We start from the raw sequence: 21795 nt of genomic DNA, 5'->3' as shown, positions 1-21795 counted from the left end.
GTGCTGGCCGGCCGGGCGTTAAAGCGGGTTATTTCCCGGCGAGGCCCTGCGGCGTGTACTCGACACCGTTGGACTTCTGGATCTGGCGGATCACTGCCCATTGATCCTTGTAGGTGATCGGAATGAACTTGCTGACGCCGTCGAACTCCTCACCCAGCTTGGTGCCTGCAAATTCAAAGGAGAAGAAGGCTTCCTTGATTTTCTCGGCCAGATCGGGGTCGAGGTTGTGCGCGACAGTGAAGGACGTGGTCGGGAAGGGATCGCTCTCCCAGATCTTGCGGACGTCGGCCGGGTCGTACAGACCACGCTCTGCCATACGGTCCACCACTTCGGACGCCACCGGCGCCGCGTCGTAGTCGCCCGCAACCACGCCCAGCATCGACTGGTCGTGCGAGCCGGAATAGATCACCTCGTAGTCCTGATCGGGCACCACGCCCAAGTCGGGGAACAGCGCCCGCGGCGCCTGGTTGCCGGAGTTCGAAGTGGGCGAGGTATGCGCCACACGGCGGCCGGCCAGGTCCTTCACCTTCTCAATATCGGAATCGGCCTGGGTGAAGACTTGCAGCTTATAGCCGAACTGGCCGTCTTCTGCGCCCATGATGGCAAAGGGCACCGCCCCGGCGAGGTTCACGGCAAACGGCGTCGGCCCGGTGGAGAAGCCCGCCACATGCAACCGGCCGGAGCGCATCGCCTCAACCTCGGCAGAGTTCGACTGCACCGCGAAGAACTGAACGTCCTTGCCGGTCACCTGTTCCAGATGCGCGATGAACGGCTCCCAGATGTCGGCATAAACGGCGGGGTCTTCGACCGGGGTATAAGCAAAGACCAGCGTGTCGGGGTTGCTCAGCTTTGCCGGATCGGCGGGCGTGTCAGCAACAAGATCGCCGTTTGCGTCGCAATACAGAACGTCCAGCGCGCCACGGTCCGCGCAGTCTTCGCCTGCGGTTGCAGCCACGGCGCTCAGTGACAGAACGCCCAGTGCCGCCGCGGCACGGGTCCAAATATCTACCATGTTTTCCTCCCTTTGAACGCCGCCCCGGGACTGGCTCCCGTCTATTGCGGCGCTTGCAGGCTGAGGATAGAGACGGCAGCCGAAGGAAAGCGAGCCAGGTTTTTGTTAACGGAACCCGCAATAGCGCGGTTTAATGTTAACAGTGTTACAATCGCTGTCTCATCCCCTTAAACAAAGCGGTGTTTTGCGGCACTGAAAGTAGGGCGGCCGTTCTGCCAGGCCGCAAAGCAGGATGCCGCGTGATGTAACAGGAGGAGGGTTGCATGCAGGCAGATAGGGCGCAGCCGCTCATCGCCATCGTGGACGATGACCCGAACGTGCGTGAGACGCTTTCCGCCCTGATGCAAGAGAGCGGGTTTGACGCTGTCTGTTGCGCCGGTATCGCCGCGTTTCATGCGCTTGGCGATCCGCCGCCGGTGGATCTGGCGCTGATCGACTTGCGCTTGCGCGGGGAATCCGGCCTGACCTTGGCCATTCACATTCGCGAGCGCTATCAGCTCCCCATTGTCATGCTCACCGGCATTGGCGATGAGATCGACAAGATCATCGGGCTGGAAACCGGCGCCGACGATTACATGATCAAGCCTTTCAACCCGCGCGAGCTTGTCGCCCGCATCCGCGCGGTGCTGCGCCGCTATGGCCATGGAGCCGCCAGGCCAAGCGCGGCTCCGGGGCAGGAAATCGGCTTTGGCGACCTGCGTCTGGACGTCCAGTCCCGCCGCCTTTTGGACAAGGACGGCGAGGAGATTCCGCTTACCAACGCCGAATACCGGCTGCTGGAGTATTTCGCCCGCAACCCCAACCGGGTGATCCCGCGCCCGGAGCTGCTGGAGGAGCTGGGATCCGACATGCAGCGCTATGTGGACCGCACTATAGACGTGCTGATCCTGCGCTTGCGGCGCAAGATCGAAGCGGTGCCCTCCAAACCCGTCCACCTGCAGACCCGCCGTGCGCAGGGTTACCTGTTCCAGCTGACGCCCGGCTGAACCCGGATGCCTGCGCTCTCCCGACTCAGCGTCCGCTTCCGCCTGTCCGCCGCCATTGCGGTGCTGTTCGGGCTGATCCTGCTGGTCAGCCTCATCGGCATGCGGGTGCTGAACCGGACTGAGCTGTGGATGAACGTTCTGCACCAGGACACGCTGACGGAGGTCTCCGACGCGCTCGACCTGTCCCGCCGCGCGGCCGGCCTGGCGACTTCGGCCCCCTTTCTCTACGCGCTCTTTCCGCCCTTTCAGCTGGAGCAGGAAGCGCAAAACGTCCGCGAAAACCTGCGCCGCCTCGAAGCGCACGCCGCAAGCGATCAGGCCCTTGACCTGCCGCTTGCGCGGTTGCGGCTGGCAATTGACGATCTGACCGCCGCACTGGGACCGCAAACCGCGCGCAAGGCCGTATTGACCGCTACCGGCCGCGACATGCTGCGGCTTAATCAGCGGGTCCGGCGGCTGGCGGGCGACACATCGCTGCCGCTGGCCGAGCGCGAGATCTGGGCCGGGCTGCAGCAGCTGACGGCCAGCGCCATCGGCGCCGCGCGGGCCACTGCTCTGATCGAGCTTGGCGAGCACACCCGCCTCTACGCCGCCGCCCGCGACCAGATCGAGCCTCGCCTGCTGCCCGTACACCGCGCCACCTTTGATGAAATTCAACAGGCCCTGATCCGCAGCGGCAGCCTGTTTGTGCTCAAACACCGCGAAATCGCAGCACAGCTTGACGCCGAAAACGCCCTCTTCCGCATCCGGCAAGAGACCGGCCGGATCACCGCCTATGCCGAGGAAAAGGTCGCACAGGCAGAAGCCCGGCTCAGCCAGGCGCGCGCCGAAACCTCAAACAATCTCGGGATTGCCAAGAATTCCTTCTTTGCGCTGACGCTGATCAGCCTTCTGGTCGCGGTGACTTCTGCGCTTTACGTCTCGCGCTATGTCGCCCGGAACCTGCGCCGGGTTGCCGACGCCATGCGCAGGCTTGCCGCCGGCGACCACCGCAGCGATCTGCCCCGCGCACGCGCCGGCGAGGATGAGATCGGCCAGCTGTTCGCGGCCTTTCAGGTTTTTCGCGACAATGCCCGCAAACTCGACCGCCGCACCGGAGAAATCCGCCGTCAGAACGCCCTGTTTTCCCGCGTTTTCCGAAACATCAAGGATGGCGTCGCCATCACGTCCGCCAGCGGGCGGATCGAAGCGGAGAACGACAACCTGCGCACCCTCCTGCGCCTGCCGCGGGAGGACAGCAGCCTCGCAGAGGGAATGCAGGCCCTGATCGCCCGCTCCCCTTTTATCCGGCAGGCCAGCGCCGGCGAACGCGGCGGGTTCGAGGAATACGCCGATGCCGCCGGCCACGTGCTGGAACTGCGCCACTCGCCGCTGCCAGACGGCGGCGCAGTCTGGCTCCTGTCGGAAACCACCGAACGCAAGCGCATCGAAGAACGGCTGGAGGAGATCCGCCGGGTCGAGACACTGGGCAAAGTCACCGGCGAGGTCGCACATGACTTCGGCAATATCCTGTCGAGCATCTCCGGCAACTTGCACCTTCTGGAAGGCGCGGACACGGACCAGTCGCGGCACTTCCGCGCCCGCATCAGGTCTGCCGTGGATCTGGGTGTATCGCTGACAGAACGGCTGCTGGCCTTTGCACGAAAACAGCATCTGGAACCGCAGGCGACCGACATCGGGATGCTGATTGACGGTATGGCTGACCTTCTGGAAATCGCCCTGCCCGATACTGTCTCCCTGGAATTCGAACGGCCAGCCGCTGCTGTCTTTGCACGCGTCGATCCGGGACAGCTCGAAAGCGCTGTTTTAAACCTTTGCGTCAATGCCGGTCAGGCAATCAGCGGACCTGGCACCATCCGCATTTCCGTTGCCACCGGAGAAGACGGAGCTGCGCAAGTGTCCATCCAGGACACTGGCTGCGGTATGCCGCCCGACGTGCTGCGGCGCGCAACCGAGCCCTTTTTCACCAACCGCAATGACGGCAACGGGACCGGGCTTGGGCTGTCCATGGTCGATGGCTTTGCTCACCAGTCCGGCGGACACCTTACCATCGCTTCGCGGACAGAGCAGCCGCATCGGGGCACAACCGTGACTATGGCCTTTCCTCCTCTGGCGGAGGAGGAAAGGCCTTGCGCGCGCACGCTGCCCCCGGGAACAGCGCTTGTGGTTGATGATGATCCGGCCAGCCTTGCCGCTGCAGCCAGCACGCTGGAGCGGCTTGGCTATGTCCCGGTTCGGGCCGCAAACTTCAGCGAAGCCGCCGCGCAGGTCCAGCAACAGCGCAAACTGGATCTGGTATTGAGCGACCTCAACCTCGACGACGGCGCGTCCGGGTGGGATCTGTTGCAGATGGCGCACAGCCTGCACCCCGGATGCCGCCTCGTTCTTATGTCAACGCGGGAGGCAACCCGGACCCCCAGCGCATTGAGGAGGGTGTCCCGGCTGGCAACTCTGACAAAGCCGGTATCCGAACGGATGCTGCGCGATCTGCTTGCGCCGGGCTGATGCACTTGCCGGGCTAGGGAGAATGCAATCTGGCGCGCCCGCGCGGGTTCGCGTGATCAAGCGGACCCGGTGCCGCTGGCGGAAGTGAACCCGCCCGGGCGCCCTTCGCCGCAGGAGGTTGTGCTGCGCGGGCCTTCGTCCTATGTTGGCGTCAGACAAATTGGAGATTTTATGTCCCGGTGAGGAAGGGAGGCAATAAGCCTCCCGGTGCAATACAGACAATTAAATGGCTGCGCTTCTGACGAAGTAGCGGGCCTGTTGTTTTGCACATCTTTTTCCCACACCTGACAAGCCCGGGCGATGCTCGTGGCCGAGACATGAGAGTTTCTCCAATGACACGGGACTATTCCCAGTTTTTTTCATCCACCCCGTTGGACGGCCAGGCCAAGCGCCTCACGGCGCTGCAAGCGTTGGGCTGGCAGCCGTTTTTTTCGCAGCAAATCAGCGCTGATGAGATGGCAGCGGCACCGCCCGTCCGCATCGTGGCCGTGCATCGCAATGCGTTGCACGCAGTTGGCGACAATTTCGCCACGGCACTTCCGCCGCGGCAGGACGTGACTGTCGGCGACTGGCTGATGCTGAACAGCGCACGGCCGCAATCCAGCAGGATCCTCGCGCGCTCCAGCCTTATCCGGCGGCGGGCGGCGGGCACCGGCCGGCAGGAACAGCTGATCGCGGCGAATATCGACACCGCCTTTATCGTCACTTCCTGCAATCAGGATTTCAACATCGCCCGGCTGGAGCGTTACCTTGCACTGGCACTCGAAGCGCGGATCACACCGGTCATCGTGCTGACCAAGACGGATTTGGCAGAAGACCCGCACGGCTATGCCGATGCGGCCCGGGCCATTTCCGATGCGGCCGAAGTGGTCGCGCTGGATGCGCGCGGCCCGGCGCCGAAAACCGCGCTCGCGCCCTGGTGCAAACCCGGCAGGACGGTTGCGTTTCTGGGCTCTTCCGGTGTCGGAAAGTCCACGCTGACGAATGCCCTGCTCGGCAGCCAGTCGATCGAGACGCAATCGATCCGCGAAGATGACGACAAAGGCCGGCACACGACCACGCGGCGCGAACTCCACTCAGCACCGGATGGCTGCCTGATCCTCGACACGCCCGGGATGCGGGAATTGCAGCTGACCGATGCTGCGGACGGGATCAACAGCCTGTTTGCCGGGATCAGCGAATTGGCAGCTAGATGCCGTTTCAACGACTGCCGGCACGAAACCGAACCGGGCTGCGCCGTGTTGCAGGCTGTCGAACAGGAGGTGATTGACAGGGCTCAGCTGGAGCGTTGGCGCAAGCTGATGGCCGAAGATGCCTTCAACTCCGCCAGCCTTGCCGAACGCAGGTCGCGGGACAAGGCCTTTGGCAAGATGGTCCGCGAAGTCAAGAAAATCAAAGATAACAGGAGGTGAGCCGATGCAGACAGCGAAAACCGGCCAGATCGTATGGCATGACCTGTTCACCGGGGACCGGGACGGTTCAATGGCGTTCTATCAGAAGGTCGCAGGCTGGAGCTACCAGGTTGAGCGGGCCGCAGATTTTGCCTGGGGCGGCGGGGCAAGGGATTTTGTCCTTGCCCTGTCGGACGGCGAAGCGGGGGCAGGTCTTGCCGAAACACCGGCGGGCCTGCCGGGCGGCTGGATACCTTATGCCGAAGTCAGCGATGTAGATGCTGCTGCCGCGCTAGCCAAACGTCTTGGCGGGGAAACCGTCCGCCCTCCGTTCGAGGTTCCCGGCGTCGGCCGCAATGCGCTTTTGCGCGATCCGCTGGGCGCTTTGTTCGGCATCTCGCTGTCGCGGCACGGATTTCCCGCGCCGCGCCGGCAGTTTGGCCCGGAGGTCTACCTTTCACACGGCGCGGAATTCCCCGCGGCCTTTTATGCCGGGGTTTGCGGATGGCAGCTCCCGGCGGTCCAGCCGCCGGAGCAGACTGCTCTCCCCATCTTCGGGCCTAGCGGCGATTTGGTCGCGCTTCACTATACAGCAGAACCGCTTGCCGGGTCCCGGCCGGGCTGGGTGCCGAATATCCGGGTCACGTCACCCCGCAGCGCCCGGGACGCCGCTGAGGCGCTTGGCGCAGCCTGGACGGAGGGCTTTGCCGTGCCGTACGCAGAAGCATGCGAATACTTTCTTATAGCACCTGATGGGGCACCAGCCGCGCTCAGCCGTACCGGCACTGGTTCCCCCTAAGGGCTGTCAGGAGGAAACGTATTGGCGGATGAACTGCACTGCGGTCATCCGCGGTTACACAGCCGGGGCGGATGAGGCGCTCCCTCAGAAGAGAACGCCGGGCCGGTTAGCAGGCATCAGGGCGCCTGCGGCCGCGCTTGGCCTGCCCCCATCATATCAGCCAGATAACGCGCCTTTGCGGGGCCGCGTGCACATCGTGGCTCACGTCACTGTCCGGATGTGACGGTACCGCAGGCAGCCAAGCGGGGCACAACGGCCCCGCTCGGCTGCCGGGTTTAACCTGCCAGGCGCCTTTCACTTAACGCCTGAGGCTCCCATGCCCCCGTTGCCGCGCTCTGCAGCGAGACGGCAGAAGTTTCCTGCGACGGCTTGAAACTTGCCACGAGTTCCGCAAGTTCGGCTGCAGCCTGCTTCAGCATCTGCCCTTGCTCGCTGGATCTCTCAACCATGCTGGCATTTTCCTGGGTGACGCGATCGAGCTCAGTCACACCCGAATTGATTTCGCTGATGGTTGCAGCCTGGTCACGGGAGGACACCGCGATTTGAACCGCCAATTCTGACACTCTCTGGATTTTGTCGATGATCAGGGTAATTGCTTGACCCGCTTCGTCGACCAGTCCCACGCCCACCTTCACTTTCTCCGAACTGGCGTCGATCAGGCCTTTGATTTCGCTAGCGGAATTGGAAGAAGCCTGAGCGAGGGCACGGACTTCCGAGGCGACGACCGCAAAGCCGCGGCCCGCTTCACCGGCTCTTGCCGCCTCGACACCGGCATTCAGCGCCAGCAGGTTCGTCTGGAAAGAGATGCCTTCGATCACGCCGTTGATTTCGGATATCTTGGCCGCTGAGGCGTCAATTTCGCGCATTGCCTCGACTGCCCGCTGGACAATCTCACCGCAGCGCAAGGCTTCCGCGCGGGTGTCCGATACCGTGTGCTCGACCGAGCCTGTCTGCTCTGTGGCGTCGCGCACGTTGGTGGTGATCTGGTCCAGCGCCGCGGCTGTCTGTTCCAGGGTCGCCGCCTGCGTTTCCGTGCGGCGCGACAGGTCGTCGGACCCTTGGGCCATGCGATTGGTTTGCTCTTCGATCTCGGAGATGGTGTGCAGCACCCGCCCGATCAGCCCGTCCAGCGATTCAGCCGTCTGGTTGAAGTCCGCGCGAAGGGTTGTGTATTCGCCGCTCATCTCCCGGGTGATGCGGTGCGAGAGCAATCCCTTGGCCAGATTGTTCAAACCGGCAGCCAGTTCCTGCACCACACCCGCCTGCTCCTCCGCAGCGCGGCGCGACCGCTCTTCAAGCTCTGCATTGGCCCGCATCGCTTCGATGAACTGGCCGACAGCGCCGGCCAGGTGCCCCAGTTCGTCGCTGCGGCCTTCCTCTGGCACCGGGCTGACGGTATCGCCCTCCCGCAGCGCTGTAATTCTATTGATGATCCGGTGCAGCGGTTTGGTGACCGAGGCCGCCGAGAAGAACACGATAAGGCCGACGATCAGGCAGACCGCAAGGCTGATGACAGCCGACTGCAGGTAAAGCTGCTGGATCGTCGCCTGCACGCGGCCATTATTGAACCCCAGCACCATTTGCGCGACCTGCCCTCCTTCGGGATGCAGTACCGGAAAGGTGACGTAGGCAAGCGCGCCCGCCTGCAGGCTCGTTGTGCCATCGGCCGCTGCCAGCAGTTCGGGGACCGCGGCAGTCCAGTTTTCGCGCTGGCTTTCATCCACAAAAATCTCGGCGAATGCTTCGCCGTCCACCAGAACCTGGGCAAACAGCGCATCCTGCATCTCTGTCACCCCTTGAACCGCTCCAAGCGCTGCGTCGCTGTTGAAATCCCAAACCGCAGCCGCCACCGGCGGCGCCATGAAAGTCTGCGCCAAGTTTACTTCACTCTCAAAAGCTTCAAGGAGCGCACTGGAGTGTTTCGACGCCCAGAACACTGTGTAAGCTGCATTCGAAAGGAAGATGCATGCGATGATCGGCAGCAGCAGCCGCTTTTTGATGGACATCGCAAAAATCTGTTTCTTCAAGCGTCTCATTTGACACTCCGCTTAGTGAATAAGCACAATCCTGTGCTGTCTTTGGCACCGGTCCTGGCCCGGTGCCAAAGGCGGTATCAGGCAGTGGCGGGCTGGCTTGGTGCAGCCTGCTTTTGCAGGCTGCCCGCTGCCGGCATCGCCACGGCCCTCTGGCGCTGTGTGTTCAAACCGGGGTCAGTAGGACATGTAGTTGTCCGACAGCGCGCTGCGGTATTTGTCGGTCCAACGGGTATTGATCTCAGCGATTTTGCCTTCTTCTTCGAGCTCGGCAAAGCAGCGGCTGAATCCTTCGGCCATGGCGGGGTCGCGGAAACTCATGCCGTAGGGGGTCGGTTCAAAGATTGCACGGAATTCGATCGGCTGGCTGGCATCCACCCCCGACGCGGCACCGGCTTCCTGCAAGTGCCGGGCGAATTCGGCAAACAGCATGCCATCGCCGACAATGCCATCCACGCGCTTGCCGTACAGCAGCTTGCTCTGTGTTTCCTGATCGGCCATCTCGCGGTAGGATTTGAAGCCGCCAGTCGCGTCGGAAAGCCCGGGAATAATGCTGGCAGCGCCTTCAAAAGCGACAATCTTCATGCCGTTCAGGTCTCCAAGCGTGCTCACCTGCGCGCCCGAGGACTTGAGGAACGAAATCCCGTTCTGATAGGAGACGTAGGGTTCAGTCTGCGTGCCTGCGGTCGGCATGCCGACCGGCACGGTGGCGACCGCGTCCCCTTTTCCGGACTCGAACGACTGCCAGTGGCGCGTGAATGGCTGTATGGTGAACTTGGCAGTGTGGCCGCAACGCTCCAGAGTGGTTGCGATGATCTCCGCCTCCCGGCCAGAGCCATCCTTGTTGACCATTGGCGGCAGATCGCCAACGAGGACTTCAACCTCGGCGGCGCTGGCGTGTTCTGACATGAGGGCTGCAGCTGCGCAGAGAAGCGCTGCTATACGGGTCTTCATTTATTGTCTGCTCCTGCAAGTGGTGATCCATGCACGCTAGATGGCGAATCTTAATTGTTGCTTATTGCGGAGCTTGACGGAGTTTTTGCGTCCCGCTGCCGGGCGGGGAAGCATTGGGAGCGCTTCCACCAGGCCTGGATTATCCAATGCTTCTATGACTTTACAGAGGCTTGATGTTTCCGGGGCCGATCTCCGGGAAAAGTGTTTTCTTAGAATTCTTGCAAGGCTGCGGTCAGCTGGCGTACGGACGTCACTTGGCAAAAGGTGCCCGGTCAGAGGGCGTAAAGGGGCTGGCCTACTTGTCCGGCCGGCAAATTGGCCTGAATGCGCGTTTTAATCAGGAATCCATCGCGCGCCGGGAAAAATCCCGGGGAATTAACTCGGGAGCCTGCGCCTGGACGCATTATTCGGTGCCGCAGGCTGCAGCTTTTCCGCCTAGCAGCACGCAGGCCCCGTGGTGATCTCTCACGCCAAACCCGCCACCCCGGGGCGACAGCCAGGCTCGGAGCTGCCCTGCGGCACAACCCTGCGAGGCACGTCGCGGAGGATCTGAGCGGCTATCGGGAGTGTCCAGGAAGTCGGCAGGCAACCCGGCACAGCCCCATGCCTGGCCACCGGTCAGGCAGGCCTTCAGCTGCAGTCAAAGCGGAAAGCGCGCCTTCTCTGCGAGCGGACCGAAAGCAAGCTCAGGTCCCGAGTTTGGCGCGCGGCGCCAATGCAACCGCCCTCACGTTAGAGCTAAGACGAGATCATCCAGGCTGCTCCACCGGTCGCCTTGCAAATGAAGGTAACCTTCCAAAGTGAATGCTCGGCAAGTGGTTTCGTTTAGGCGGTGTAAGAACTTTCTGCAAATGAAAGCACGGTGCCCCCGGCGACAGCATCGCCGGGGCAATCTGTCGCTCAGGCCGATTGCATGTCTAGCGCCTGACCGTCCAACCCGCCGGTTGTGGCGGCCTCTGCCAGCACTGCTGCCACATCGGCGCGGCTTGCCTTTGCAGACTTGTCGACCTGGCCGCCAAGGACGACATCGGCGCTGCGACCGCTGTCTGTCAACGATACGGGCCGCAAGATCGCGTAGGTCAGGCCGGAGTTCTTGAGGTGCTCATCGGCGGCGTGCTTGGCTTTCAGGTAATGCGCCAGATCACCCGACGGGTCGGACTGGTCCGCGCCGATGGAACTGAGCATGACGAAGCGGCCGGCACCGGCGTCCTTTGCGAGATCGATCAGCCGCATCGCGCCGTCGCGATCCACCTTCTCGGTCATTTCCGGCCCGGTCGCGCCTCCGGAGCCTGCGGCAAATATCACCACATCCGCACCGTCGCACACCCCCGGTTGCAGGTCGGTCAAATCGCCATGCCGCAGCTTGGTGCCTTCTGGCAGGCTGCTGGTGTCCGAACTCTCCCGTACAAGGGCGGTCAGGCTATGGCCTTGATCCAGCAGGTCTTGGGTCAAAATCCGGCCGGTTTTTCCGGTTGCACCGGCGATAAGGATGTTCATCGGCATGAGAAGTCCTTTCTGTTCGGTTAAGCGGGCGGTGCCATCGGTCCCGCAGATCGCGTCGCGGCGATATAGCCCGGCTGCTCTTGCAGGGCGTCCCAATAGGCGGCGACTTTCGGATGGTCAGCCAGCAGGCCGAACCGCGCCAAAAGCGCGACGATGTAGGAAAGCTGAATGTCCGCGAGCATCGCCTTGCCGCCGAACAGCAGAGGCCCGTCGCCGATGGCCTTCGCGACATAGTCGAGGTGGGTGCCGAGTGCGGCTTTCGCATCGTCCGGCACCGGTTGGCCGCGAAACGCGGGCAGGATCGCCTGCAAGGCTACCTCGGCCAGCGAAGCTTCGACGTAGTCGAAGAGCGCCTCGTGCCGCCAGAAGTCCGGCGTGCCGCGCGGCGGTGTGTGGGTGTCATCGTCATACTTGGCTGCGAGGTATCGCAGGATCGTGGATGATTCAGCGATCATCTCGCCGTTGTCCTCAATCACCGGAGATTTTCCCAGAGGGTGAACCTTGGACAGCGTTTCGGGGGCGCGGAAGGCCTCGGTTCGGTCATAGTCGATCCGGTTACAGGGCTGTCCCAAGTCTGCCAGCAGCCAGAGGACGCGGGTGGCGCGAGAGTATTGCAGTGCATGGAGTGTAATCATGGCAGGTAGATCGCTTTCACGTTGACAAATTCCTTCATGCCAAAGCCGCCGTGTTCGCGCCCATAGCCTGAATCTTTAACCCCGCCGAAGGGCATGTTTGGATCGGCTGCTCCGAAAGAGTTGATGCGGATCATCCCGGTGTCGAAATGGTCGCGGGCCAACTGCAGCGCGCGCTCTTCGTTTTGAGAGAAGATCCCGCCGCCGAGGCCGTACCGGCTGTCATTGGCAATGCGCATCGCGTCTTCGTCATCCTTTGCCCGGATCACGGCGGCCACTGGGCCGAATATCTCGTCATCATAGGCGGGCATGCCAGGGGCCACGTCCGCCAGCACCGTTGCAGGATAGAACGCGCCGGCACGGTCGGGCGCTTTACCGCCGCACAGTGCCTTCGCACCCTTAGCCACGCTTTCGTCCACCTGTTCTTTCACGGTTTCGAACTGGGCGTCGCTTGACAGCGGGCCAAGCTGGGTGTCCTCGTCCGCCGGATCGCCCATCTTGACGGCTTTCATCTGATCGACAAAGGCCGACACAAAGGCGTCATAGACCTTGTCCGCAACGATGAACCGTTTGGCTGACACACAGGTTTCACCGTTGTTGTAGAGCCGCCCGATGACCGAGTATTTGACCGCTGTTTCGATCTCGGCGTCCTCCAGCACGAGGTAAGCGTCATTCGAGCCCAGCTCCAGTACCGTTTTCTTCAGCGCCTTCGAGGCCACACTGCCGACATGGCGGCCGGCGCCGTCACTGCCGGTCAACGTCACACCGCGCACAAGAGGGTGCGCGATGAGCTTGTCGCTGGTGCCGTGATCGATCAGGACGACCTGAAACAGGTCCTTTGGCAGGCCTGCTTCGATGCACAGCTCACCCAGCCGCAAGCCCGAGCCGGTGCAAATGCTGGCATGTTTCAGCACGCAAGCATTGCCCGCCATCAGGTTTGCAGCGAGCACGCGAACCGGCTGATACAGCGGAAAGTTCCACGGCTGGATAGAGTAGATCACGCCAATCGGCTGGTAACTGACGATGCCCCGCGCGCCGCCGGTTCCGTGGGTCCGCTCTTCGTCGGCCAGGACATCGGGACCGTGTTTGGCAGTGTAGTCCAAGATTGCCGCGCAGATCTCAACCTCACGCTTGCCGTCTTTCAACAATTTGCCGGTCTCGCGCGTCATCAGCGCCGACAGCTCATCAGCGCTGGCGCGAAGCTTTTCCGCGATCTTGGTTAAATAAGGCGCCCGCTCGGCATGGGACAGCTTTCTCCACTCAAGAAACGCTTCCTGCGCGGCCTCCAGCTTCCGGATGGCCTCTTGATCTGTCATGAACGGATAGGTTTTCAGCGTTTCGCCAGTTGCGGGATTCCTCGTGGTGATCGTCGGCATGATGGCTCCTTCGGTGGTCACTAAAACAACCCGCGGGCTTCGAGAGGGGTTCCGTCTTCCGCCACGTCAGTTGAGGCTCGCAGCCCCCAACAGGCACCCAATTCACCCCCGGCACGATGAACACCGCATCGCCGCCACTCCGTAAGCCAGGTTCGGACCTCTCCTTGTTCCGCCAGGCCTTGTCTGCGCTTCCGTTTCAGAAATTAGCTCTGGAATTGAGGTCCCAATGGCCGGACACCCCCTTCCGCTTGGCGGACCGCGGTGAAGGAGCGGCTTACAGCCTCTCCTCAGGGTAACAGCGGCAAACCGGGCGGCAAAGCCGAAACTGGAGATAACCGTGAAGGAGTTATGCGCCGGTAGCGTCGAAATCCCCTTAGCATGGCGTACCCAAGCAGTGAACAGGGAGCTTCCGGCCGCCCACTTCGGGCAGGCCGCGTTTACGTCGAGTGCTGCCGCCTTAAAGTCAGCGGCTGCTTTTGGGCGGCCGGGTCAGGCGCTTGTAGTTGGAAGCGGTGGCACGGCGGTAAGGGGCCATCGCCCCGGTCATGACAGCCTCCATCGGCTTGCCAGCCGCCGCCAGTTGCGCGGCCGCCTGGGTGCTGGATTGAAACGCTTTCACTTTTTCCAGGACCATCCGCCTGTTTTCAGCCGGCGCTGCGGGGACAACGCCCATCATGCCCAGGGTGCGGATGGAAATGATGATTTGCGCTTCGAACGCCATGCGCGCAACGCTGGCGGCAAACCGGATCTGTGCGGGAAGATGCAAGAACATGAGCGGGCTCCTCAGCCATGGCCGGCGGCACCGGCCTTACAGGAACAACGCCGGCGAAGGCGCATCCGTTCCCGCCCCCGCCGACGCTGTGCGAAGTATTTCCGAATTATCCTGCGCGGGCGGGAACGAACCCGCAGGTTCCGCGTTCTCCCTGAAAAACCAGAAACATCAAACATTTCCGGGGCACACGTGCGGCATCTCCTTTTTCACTACCTTCGTGAGCTTCACGAATGGCGCGTTTTAGACACTTCCCTTTTCGGTTTTTGCGGCAGCAGCCTGCCGGAGGCGGTTGAAGAAATCCGCGGCTCCGAGGCGATCCAGCGCCATTGGATGCTGCGGACGCATGGCTTTGGCCCGGTGACCCCGTGGGAAACCGCAGACCCGGATGAAAACGGCCTTGGAGGCCTGATAGAGATCTATGCCATTGAGGACAGCTTGGCCCTTGGCCCAATCGGGCTGAGGCCTTCGCAGGTCTGGGTGGAAGTCTTCCGGGCGGGTTTCACCCCGGTGGCCGCGGTCAAGCTGGAAGAACCAGCCCGGCAGCCGGCTGTCCCCGCCAGCAATCCGGCCGGGCTGGCGGCAGTGCCATAGGCAGCTGCGGCAGCCGCTGGAGGAGACTTGGCAGCCGCCGCCTTGTTTTCCCCGCCGCAGGGAACATGTTCTGAGGGGAGGTGCCAATATGAAACGTGATATCAAGGGCCTTCGCCACGCGCGCGAAGTCGAAGGGCATTTGCAGTGGCTGGACAGCTTCACCTCGGCAGCGCTGGGTGTGCTTGCGGTGGCCTCTGGCATCTACACTTATCTCGGCGTGCGCGGGCTGCTGGATGACGATGGCGCTCTGTCGCTGTTTGCGGCCGTATCCTACAGCGCCGCGGTGTCGACCGGGATCTATGTATTCTGGTCGTACCTGTTGCGGCTGCTGCCGGCAATGCGGACAGCGGCGGCGCGGATGTGGCTGTTTCTGTCAATGGCGCTGGGGTCGGCTGCGATCGTTGCGATGTCGTCTTGGCTGAACGCTGCCGCCTTGGCCGGGTCGGCGGCTGTGGAGCAGCATCTGGCGCGCACGGTCCAGGAATACCAAACCTCGCTGGAGCGCGCGAATGCGTTTGCGCTGCAGGGCCAGGCCCTGCGCCTGGACGTCGGCAGGGCGCGGCAAGGGTTCGAGGACCTGTCGCAGCAGGAAGCAGGCGGCGGCCTGTCCGGCCTGGCTGGGCGCGGCGCCGTGTTCCGGGTTCTGATGCAGAAATCCGATGAGCTGGCGGCCCTAGAGGGGCTGATCGCAGAACAGGAGGCGCCGGTCGCCGCGGCCTTTGCCGAAGGCAACGCGATCCTCAGCCGGATGCGCGCGCTGACAGTCGCACCGGGGCCTGTTACCGCCCGCGGCGTCGAGTTTTCCGAAGAATCCGTGCGTCTGGCAGGCATCATCGCAGAGCTGCGGCAGCTGTCGGTTGCGCCGATGGTGGACCGTGCGGCGCGGGATCTGGCGGAATCCGTCGTCCTGCCGCGTCTGGACGCGGGGGATGCGGGCGGCCAGGCCGCTCAGCAGGCAACCATCACCTCGCTGCTCCAACTCCTGGCGCAACGGGCCGAGACCTTGCAGGCCGCGGCGGCGGAGGTTCTGGCGCTGGAACCCGCTGCCGAAGTTGTCTACACGCCGATCTCCAAGGCCGATGCGGTGATCCGCTACGCGGGGAATTTCGCCCCTTCCTGGGCCGGTGCCATTGCCATCGACCTGCTGCCGGCGGTCCTGGTTCTGATTGTTGCGGTGGCGCAGGGCGCCGTCCGTGCCGGGCGTGACCCGGCGGAACCCGAGGATTCGATGACCGTGGCCGAACTGCGCGCCGCTGTGCTGGCGCTGCGCGAGGTTGAGGCCGCAGCTCCCGGCGCGGCTTGGGATCCGGAAGATGAGGAGACCGCCAGCGAAGCGGAGGACGGCAGCGGTTCTCCCGGCGCTGCCGGGCCGCGCCCCGGACCCAGAGCGGTTGAATGACCTGGGGCGGCAGGATTATCGGGCGCAGTCCGGGGGCGCCCTTCCGCTGGCTGCTGGGCTGCCAGATCGGTCTGGCGGTCATGCTTGTGGCGATTGACCTCAGGCCGGCACTGCCGCGGATGCTGTCGCCGGTATCGGTGCCGGAGCTGGACCAGCCCACCCGGCCCGGTGATCAGACCCGGCATTACCGGCCGGACCGGCCCGCCAATCCTGGCCCCGGTATCGACCGCGACATGCCGCGCCGTCTGGTGGCTGAAGAAACCACGCTGGACGGCAGGCAGGCACTGCTGCTGAGGGGCGCAATTTCGCCCGGTGACGGCGAGCGGATCGTTGCGGACCTGCGGCGGCTAAAGCCTGTAACTGTCCTTCTCGATAGCTCCGGCGGCAGTGTCGCCGACGCGCTGGAGATTGGCCGGGCGGTCCGCGAGGCCGGCGCGGAGACGCGCCTGGCGGAGGCGGCGGTCTGCCTGTCGGCCTGCCCTTACATCTTTGCCGGCGGAACCGGGCGGCGGGTTGCGGAGACTGCGCGTCTCGGCGTTCATCAGCACCGGTTCGGGGAATCCGACATCCTGCCCGCCTTCCTGGCGGTCGAGGATATCCAGCGCGGCCAGGCCCGTGTGCTGGAGCACCTGGACACCATGGGCATCGACCTGCGGATTATGGGCCCGGCGATGGCCACGCCCGCCGACGAGATATATATCCTGACCGCCGAAGAGCTGGCGGAGTGGAACGTGGTAACGGACTGACCGCAGCCGCGGCGCACAGGTGAGCCAGCGCGGCAGGGCCGAGCTGTCCGCAATGGAGGGCAGCTCTAGTCATTCGGCAGCCTCATTGCCGGGTATGCCGTGTGCGGAGGCAAGACCCGGCGATGTTGAAACGCCGCGAAGCTCGCGTATGGCAGCCTCTAACCGCCTGCCTGGTTCCTTGTGGATTTTGCGCCAGTATCGAGAGGCGCGCAGCAAAGCCTAACCTCGCGGATGCCCGCGGAAAAGGCAGAGGCATTTCAGGCCAGTGCGCGTCAGGCCGCGCAGCTTGCGGCGGCGGGCCAGCCCAGCGCTGACGGTTCTAGCAGGCGCCTTGGCACCCTACAGCCGCACCACAGCCTCGAACCGCAAACGCCGCCTCGGCACCGCGGAACCCCGGTGCCGGCCCAGTCGGCTAAGGGAGAGGTATGGTCAGAGTGCTGTGCCAGCTCGACTGAGTATGCGCCTCAGAAATCCTGCCCTCTAACTGCCGGACAGAATGTTTCACCAACAGACTGCCGAAGCCGGTGCCGTTTGACGGGTTGTCCTTTCGCTGCGCTTCCGGTTCTTCCTTCCAGGCGATTTCCAGCGCATTGCCCGGCACTTTCTCCCAGGTCACATCGACCCGGCCGCCCTCGGGACGGAAGGCACCGTATTTGGCACTGTTCGTGGTCCATTCGTGGAACAGAAGCGCCAGCGGGGTGAGCTGTTCGATGTCAATCACAATGTCTGGGCCGGACAGTGCGGTGCGGGCATTGCCGGCATGCGGCCGGACCGCGCATTCGATAAGATCTTTCAACTGCACACCGCCGGTCCCGTTTTGACTCTGCGTCAGGCTGTGGGAGCGGCCAAGCGCCTCGATCCGGGCCCGGACGTCACGGGCCAGCTCCGCCGGCGAATTGGCGGTGCGCGCAGCGCCGCTGACAAAACCGCCGATTATTGCGAACAGGTTTTTCACCCGGTGGTTCATCTCCCGGATCAGCAGCTCCCGCTGTTCGGCCAGCCGTGCCTCGGGGCTGACATCAAAGCTCACGCCGATCATGCGGACCGGGCTAGCGGCATCGACGAGACGTCCCAGCCCCCGCAGATGCCTCACGCTGCCATCCGGCAGGCGGATCCGGAATGCCGCCGAGAAGTCCTCGTCTCCGGCGATCGCGCGGCGCAGCGAGGCTTCCACCCCGGGTCGGTCCTCATCAAGGATGAGCTCCATCAGCGTATCAATGCTGGTGTCCCCTCCCCCACTGACACCGAACAGCGCCAGTTCGCGCTCGTCCAGGAAGGTTTCCCCGCTCTCTGCGTGGTATTCCCAGACGCCAAGCTGGGCGACCTCTACCGCCAGCTGCAGACGCTCACGTTCCAGATCGAGATCCTGCTGCATGCGCAGCGCCTCGGTGATGTCGTTGAATACGACGGTGGCACCATCAATGGTGCCATCCTGCAGCCGGTATGGCAGCACCCGCAGCGCCCATTGCCGCTCACCGTCGGCAGAGGCAACCGTGCGCGCAGGCACGGTATCGCCCATCAGCACGGTGCGGGCGTCCTCGATATGCTGGGCGTTTTCCAGCAGGCTCGCCACCTCGGTCAGCGGCCGGCCCCGGTCATTGTCCTTGAGCGGGAAGACGGATTTTGCGGCCTCGGTAAAGCTGCGGATCTGCAAGTTCCGGTCCAGCACCACCACCGCCAGGCGGGTCGATTCAAAAAAGTTGCGCAGATCCGAATTCGCCATCGTCAACTGGTCGACCTTGGTCTTCAGCTCATCGTTGACTGTGGTCAATTCCTCGTTTGTCGACTGCAGTTCCTCGTTCATCGACATCATTTCTTCATTCGAGCTCTTCAGCTCTTCGTTGGCGGTCTCCAGCTCCTCGACCGTGCCGCGCAGCCGGTGCCGGGTCAGGCGCAGCTCGTCCTGCAGCACCTGCAGCTCGCTGTCGGCCGGTCCCAGCTCTAGCATGTCGTCTGCAGCGCCTGGCTCGAACGGGGCAGCATCACGAAACACCAAAAGCACGTTTCCGTCCGGCAGCGGATCGGCCACCACATCGGCGACCTGCTGGCCGAACTCCGCTTGCACAGTCACATCCCGGGCCACCACCCGCTTCTTCCCCGTCGCTGCCTGCCGGATCATCTGCGGCAGCACGTCGCGCAGACCGGGACGGGCCAGCGACACAGCAAAGGTGATATCCCGGCCCGGGCTGGGATACTCGAAATACTTCGCCAGCCTGCCGTAGGTTTTGATCACGCCGCCATCGGTATCAACGACCATCGAGGCAGGCGTGTAATGCTCCACCAAGCGGCGGACTGACACGCTCTCTTCCCAGCTGAGACGCGAGGATTCGCCAAAGCGAGGAAGCTCGAAGCTGCGCTTTTTTGCAGGTGCGACGCTGGCTGGCAGATTGAACGGGTAGAACGGCCGCCCTTCCAGCCGCTTATAGATGCGGGACTTCTGGTCTGTGACCGAAAACAGTTCCTCGTGGCGGCCGATGCTTTCGGAGGGGCCCAGAAACAGGTGCCCGCCCGGGTTCAGCGCATAGTGGAAGATCGGAAACACCTGCTGCTGCAGCCGGTCGCCCATGTAGATGAGCAGGTTGCGGCAGGAGATCAGATCCAGCTTGGAAAACGGCGGGTCCTTCACCAAGCTGTGCGAGGAAAACCGGATCAGGTCGCGCACCTTCGGCGCCATCTGAAAGATCCCGTCCTTGCCGATGGTAAAATGCTCGCGCAGCCGTTCGGGGATGTCGGCCAGTGCTGAGACCGGGTAGCGCCCCTCGCGCGCCAGCGACAGCATGCTTTCGTCGATGTCGGTGGCAAAGATCTGCACCAGCGGCCGCGGTATCCGCGAGGCCAGCGCATCGGCAAACAGCACCGCGATGGAATAGGCTTCTTCGCCGCTGGAACAGCCCGGCACCCAGACACGGATCTCGTCCTCGGCCGTGGCCCGCTCCACCATCGGCAGAATGACGCGCCGGTTCAGTTCCTCGAACATCTCCGGATCCCGGAAAAACCGGGTAACGTTGATCAGCAGGTCCCGAAACAGCGCTTCGCATTCATCGGCGTCGTCGCCGATGCGCTCCAGATAGGCCGAAGGCTGAGTGATCCCAAGCACCTGCATGCGCCGCTCAATCCGGCGTACAAGCGTAGATTTCTTGTAGCCCGAGAAATCATGCCCCACCGTCTTTCGCAGACTCGCGCACATTTCGTCGACGTGATCGGCAACCACCTCGGCCGCCTTCTCGCGCTCTTCCCGGGCACTGCTGCGATCGAAAAACGTGCGCAGGCAGGCGACGATGCTGCCGGGATCGCGCACAAAATCCACCAGCCCGGTGCCGATTGCCGACACCGGCATGCCGTCATAGCCTGCAGTATCTGGCTCCTGCGCGACACAGAGGCCGCCGTGTTCCTTGATTGCGCGCAGCCCGCTGGTACCGTCGGCCCCGGTGCCCGACAGGATCACACAGGCAGCGTTGTGTTCCTGGTCGCGTGCCAAGGAGGCAAAGAAATCGTCGATCGGCCGCCGCAGCCCCCGCGGTTCCTTAAACTCGTGCAGGCGCAAGCAGCCATCCTTTATGGCGAGCCCGCGGCCGGGCGGGATCACGTAAACGTGGTTGGCATCCACCCGCTCTCCGCCGGAAACCTGCTTCACCGGCAGCGGCGTCTGCCGGCCCAAAAGCTCGGCCATCATGCTTTCGTGATTCGGATCGAGATGCTGAACGATGACGAAGGCGAGCCCCGTGTCAGGCCCCGCCGCGGAAAGCATTTCCCGTATCGCTTCCAGCCCGCCTGCAGAAGCGCCGACGCCGATCACCGGCGGCGCTGAAGTCTCGTCATTTGCCATCGCGTTTCCCCAAGTTCCGGCGGCAGTGTGCCACTGAATTCAGGCGGCGCTCAAGCCAAAGCTTCCCGTTTACGTTATCAATCGAATAATTTGTTTTGCTTTTCACCGTTTTATCAGCTTCGGCGCCCATCGTGTCCGTCGTCAGGGATATTGGGACAGATGGATGCCTGAGCTAAGAGAGGATCTGGCTCATCTGGTTGGGTTGATTATGCGGCGGATCTTCGGTGAAGCAAGCGCCGGGGTTCGATAGTCTTTCCTTTGATCCTTTCTCGTTGTTTCAGGATGGTCTGGCCGCGCCCGAGGTAGACATCTGCCGGGGTGAGGTTCTGCAGGCTCTCGTGGTATCGCCGGTGGTTGTAATGCTCGACGAAGGCGTCGATCTTCTGCCTGAAATCGCCGGGCAGAAAGTAGTTTTCCAGCAGGATGCGGTTCTTCAGGGTCTGGTGCCAGCGCTCGATTTTGCCCTGGGTTTGCGGGTAGTATGGGGCACCGCGGACATGATCCATCTGCCAGTCTTCCAGCCAACCGGCCAACTCGCCCGAGATGTAACTTGACCCGTTGTCACTGAGCAGGCGGGGCTTGTGCAGAACCGTCGCCTGATCACAACCCGAAGCCTGCAGCGCCAGGTCGAGCGTGCCGGTCACATCGGCTGACTTCATCGTCGTGCAAAGTTTCCAGGCGATGATGTAGCGGCTGTAATCGTCGAGGATCGTGGACAGGCAGAACCAGCCCCAGCCGACGACCTTCAGGTAGGTAAAGTCGGTCTGCTGACCTGCCCCCCGCAAAATCCCTCACCATGAAGTAGAGTCTGTCCAACCTATGTAGGAGCAGACGAATGCGTAAGAGCCGTTTCACCGAGGCGCAAATCATCGGGATGATCAAAGAGCAGGAAGCCGGGATGCCGACGGCGGAGGTGTGCCGCCGGCACGGCCTGAGCCCGGCAACCTTTTACAAGCTGAAGTCCAAGTATGGCGGCATGGAGGTATCGGAGGCCGCGCGGCTGAAGGCGCTGGAAGATGAGAATGCCAAGCTGAAGCGGCTGCTGGCAGACACGATGCTCGACAACGTGGTTTTGAAAGACCTGCTGGGAAAAAGCTGACGACACCGAAAGAGCGGCGAGAGGCAGCGCTCAATGCAATGCGGGATCATGACATCTCGCAGCGCAGGGCCTGCCGGCTTGCCGGTGTCGACCCCAAGACGGTCCGGCGCGAACGCCCGCCGGACCATCCTGAGATCCGCCAGGAGATGAAGGAGATCGCTGGCAAACGCC

At 63.0% G+C, this 21795-nt stretch carries 15 protein-coding genes and 2 pseudogenes; 8 read left to right on the top strand and 9 right to left on the bottom strand.

Annotated features, from left to right (window positions below; all coding sequences use genetic code 11):
• Positions 1-28 precede the first annotated feature (28 nt).
• Positions 29-1012: a phosphate/phosphite/phosphonate ABC transporter substrate-binding protein gene (gene phnD / locus PHA8399_RS02225; RefSeq protein ID WP_058284586.1), complete on the bottom strand. Its 984-nt coding sequence runs from the start codon at positions 1010-1012 to the stop codon at positions 29-31.
• Positions 1013-1275: 263 nt separating this feature from the next.
• Here phnD and PHA8399_RS02220 point away from each other — a divergent pair, with 263 nt between their 5' ends.
• The 4 genes from PHA8399_RS02220 (at position 1276) to PHA8399_RS02205 (ending at position 6693) form a co-directional block, all read left to right on the top strand.
• Positions 1276-1998 carry a response regulator transcription factor gene (locus PHA8399_RS02220; protein WP_058284585.1) on the top strand — a complete coding sequence of 241 codons (723 nt, stop codon included), beginning with the start codon at positions 1276-1278 and terminating at the stop codon, positions 1996-1998.
• A gap of 6 nt (positions 1999-2004) precedes the next feature.
• Positions 2005-4503, top strand: a complete 2499-nt coding sequence (locus tag PHA8399_RS02215; protein ID WP_058284584.1) for an ATP-binding protein — start codon at positions 2005-2007, stop codon at positions 4501-4503.
• A gap of 332 nt (positions 4504-4835) precedes the next feature.
• Positions 4836-5915, top strand: a complete 1080-nt coding sequence (rsgA, locus tag PHA8399_RS02210) for a ribosome small subunit-dependent GTPase A (protein WP_058284583.1) — start codon at positions 4836-4838, stop codon at positions 5913-5915.
• A 4-nt stretch (positions 5916-5919) separates the two neighbouring features.
• A complete protein-coding gene (locus tag PHA8399_RS02205; RefSeq protein ID WP_058284582.1) occupies positions 5920-6693 on the top strand; it encodes a VOC family protein in 774 nt (257 codons plus the stop codon).
• 275 nt (positions 6694-6968) lie between these two features.
• On the opposite strand, the gene PHA8399_RS02200 is transcribed toward PHA8399_RS02205, so the two are convergent.
• The 6 genes from PHA8399_RS02200 to PHA8399_RS02175 form a co-directional block, all read right to left on the bottom strand.
• Positions 6969-8699: a methyl-accepting chemotaxis protein gene (locus PHA8399_RS02200; RefSeq protein WP_158509248.1), complete on the bottom strand. Its 1731-nt coding sequence runs from the start codon at positions 8697-8699 to the stop codon at positions 6969-6971.
• A gap of 204 nt (positions 8700-8903) precedes the next feature.
• The gene (locus PHA8399_RS02195) at positions 8904-9680 is read right to left on the bottom strand and encodes a type 2 periplasmic-binding domain-containing protein (protein WP_058284580.1); all 777 of its coding nucleotides are present in this window, start codon (positions 9678-9680) and stop codon (positions 8904-8906) included.
• A 900-nt stretch (positions 9681-10580) separates the two neighbouring features.
• On the bottom strand, positions 10581-11177 hold the full coding sequence (locus PHA8399_RS02190) for an SDR family oxidoreductase (RefSeq protein ID WP_058284621.1): 597 nt from the start codon (positions 11175-11177) through the stop codon (positions 10581-10583).
• Between the two features lie 26 nt (positions 11178-11203).
• Positions 11204-11818, bottom strand: coding sequence for a glutathione S-transferase family protein (locus tag PHA8399_RS02185; RefSeq protein WP_058284579.1), 615 nt, complete (start codon positions 11816-11818; stop codon positions 11204-11206).
• Positions 11815-13191, bottom strand: coding sequence for an NAD-dependent succinate-semialdehyde dehydrogenase (locus tag PHA8399_RS02180; RefSeq protein WP_058284620.1), 1377 nt, complete (start codon positions 13189-13191; stop codon positions 11815-11817). The genes PHA8399_RS02185 and PHA8399_RS02180 overlap by 4 nt, the downstream gene beginning before the upstream one ends.
• A 463-nt stretch (positions 13192-13654) precedes the next feature.
• Positions 13655-13963 (bottom strand): hypothetical protein, encoded by a 309-nt coding sequence (locus tag PHA8399_RS02175; RefSeq protein WP_058284578.1) that lies wholly within the window; start codon positions 13961-13963, stop codon positions 13655-13657.
• A gap of 189 nt (positions 13964-14152) precedes the next feature.
• Between PHA8399_RS02175 and PHA8399_RS02170 the strand changes: the two genes are divergently transcribed.
• The 3 genes from PHA8399_RS02170 to PHA8399_RS02160 all read left to right on the top strand — a co-directional run bounded on the left by PHA8399_RS02170 (position 14153) and on the right by PHA8399_RS02160 (position 16699).
• Positions 14153-14554, top strand: coding sequence for a hypothetical protein (locus PHA8399_RS02170; protein ID WP_058284577.1), 402 nt, complete (start codon positions 14153-14155; stop codon positions 14552-14554).
• A gap of 88 nt (positions 14555-14642) precedes the next feature.
• Positions 14643-15953 carry a hypothetical protein gene (locus tag PHA8399_RS22740; protein WP_058284576.1) on the top strand — a complete coding sequence of 437 codons (1311 nt, stop codon included), beginning with the start codon at positions 14643-14645 and terminating at the stop codon, positions 15951-15953.
• Positions 15950-16699, top strand: a complete 750-nt coding sequence (locus PHA8399_RS02160) for a COG3904 family protein (RefSeq protein ID WP_058284575.1) — start codon at positions 15950-15952, stop codon at positions 16697-16699. The genes PHA8399_RS22740 and PHA8399_RS02160 overlap by 4 nt, the downstream gene beginning before the upstream one ends.
• Positions 16700-17111: 412 nt before the next feature.
• Here the strand turns inward: PHA8399_RS02160 and PHA8399_RS02155 are convergent, their stop codons facing one another.
• Together PHA8399_RS02155 and PHA8399_RS02150 are read right to left on the bottom strand one after the other, a co-directional pair.
• The gene (locus PHA8399_RS02155) at positions 17112-20525 is read right to left on the bottom strand and encodes a chemotaxis protein CheB (RefSeq protein ID WP_058284574.1); all 3414 of its coding nucleotides are present in this window, start codon (positions 20523-20525) and stop codon (positions 17112-17114) included.
• 206 nt (positions 20526-20731) lie between these two features.
• A pseudogene (locus PHA8399_RS02150) lies at positions 20732-21292 on the bottom strand (transposase); the annotation flags it as partial.
• Positions 21293-21360: 68 nt separating this feature from the next.
• On the opposite strand from PHA8399_RS02150, the pseudogene PHA8399_RS21795 reads away from it, so the two are divergent.
• A pseudogene (locus tag PHA8399_RS21795) lies at positions 21361-21795 on the top strand (transposase); the annotation flags it as partial.

It is taken from the genome of Leisingera aquaemixtae (genome assembly GCF_001458395.1).
In the GTDB taxonomy this organism is placed as follows: Bacteria; Pseudomonadota; Alphaproteobacteria; order Rhodobacterales; family Rhodobacteraceae; genus Leisingera; species Leisingera aquaemixtae.
This window is presented reverse-complemented; position numbering and strand designations above follow the sequence as displayed.

Bases quoted from the DNA above. Each gene is read 5' to 3' on its own strand.
- phnD (WP_058284586.1), bottom strand. From the start codon at position 1,012: ATGGTAGATATTTGGACCCGTGCCGCGGCGGCACTGGGCGTTCTGTCA.
- PHA8399_RS02220 (WP_058284585.1), top strand. From the start codon at position 1,276: ATGCAGGCAGATAGGGCGCAGCCGCTCATCGCCATCGTGGACGATGAC.
- PHA8399_RS02215 (WP_058284584.1), top strand. From the start codon at position 2,005: ATGCCTGCGCTCTCCCGACTCAGCGTCCGCTTCCGCCTGTCCGCCGCC.
- rsgA (WP_058284583.1), top strand. From the start codon at position 4,836: ATGACACGGGACTATTCCCAGTTTTTTTCATCCACCCCGTTGGACGGC.
- PHA8399_RS02205 (WP_058284582.1), top strand. From the start codon at position 5,920: ATGCAGACAGCGAAAACCGGCCAGATCGTATGGCATGACCTGTTCACC.
- PHA8399_RS02200 (WP_158509248.1), bottom strand. From the start codon at position 8,699: ATGTCCATCAAAAAGCGGCTGCTGCTGCCGATCATCGCATGCATCTTC.
- PHA8399_RS02195 (WP_058284580.1), bottom strand. From the start codon at position 9,680: ATGAAGACCCGTATAGCAGCGCTTCTCTGCGCAGCTGCAGCCCTCATG.
- PHA8399_RS02190 (WP_058284621.1), bottom strand. From the start codon at position 11,177: ATGAACATCCTTATCGCCGGTGCAACCGGAAAAACCGGCCGGATTTTG.
- PHA8399_RS02185 (WP_058284579.1), bottom strand. From the start codon at position 11,818: ATGATTACACTCCATGCACTGCAATACTCTCGCGCCACCCGCGTCCTC.
- PHA8399_RS02180 (WP_058284620.1), bottom strand. From the start codon at position 13,191: ATGCCGACGATCACCACGAGGAATCCCGCAACTGGCGAAACGCTGAAA.
- PHA8399_RS02175 (WP_058284578.1), bottom strand. From the start codon at position 13,963: ATGTTCTTGCATCTTCCCGCACAGATCCGGTTTGCCGCCAGCGTTGCG.
- PHA8399_RS22740 (WP_058284576.1), top strand. From the start codon at position 14,643: ATGAAACGTGATATCAAGGGCCTTCGCCACGCGCGCGAAGTCGAAGGG.
- PHA8399_RS02160 (WP_058284575.1), top strand. From the start codon at position 15,950: ATGACCTGGGGCGGCAGGATTATCGGGCGCAGTCCGGGGGCGCCCTTC.
- PHA8399_RS02155 (WP_058284574.1), bottom strand. From the start codon at position 20,525: ATGGCAAATGACGAGACTTCAGCGCCGCCGGTGATCGGCGTCGGCGCT.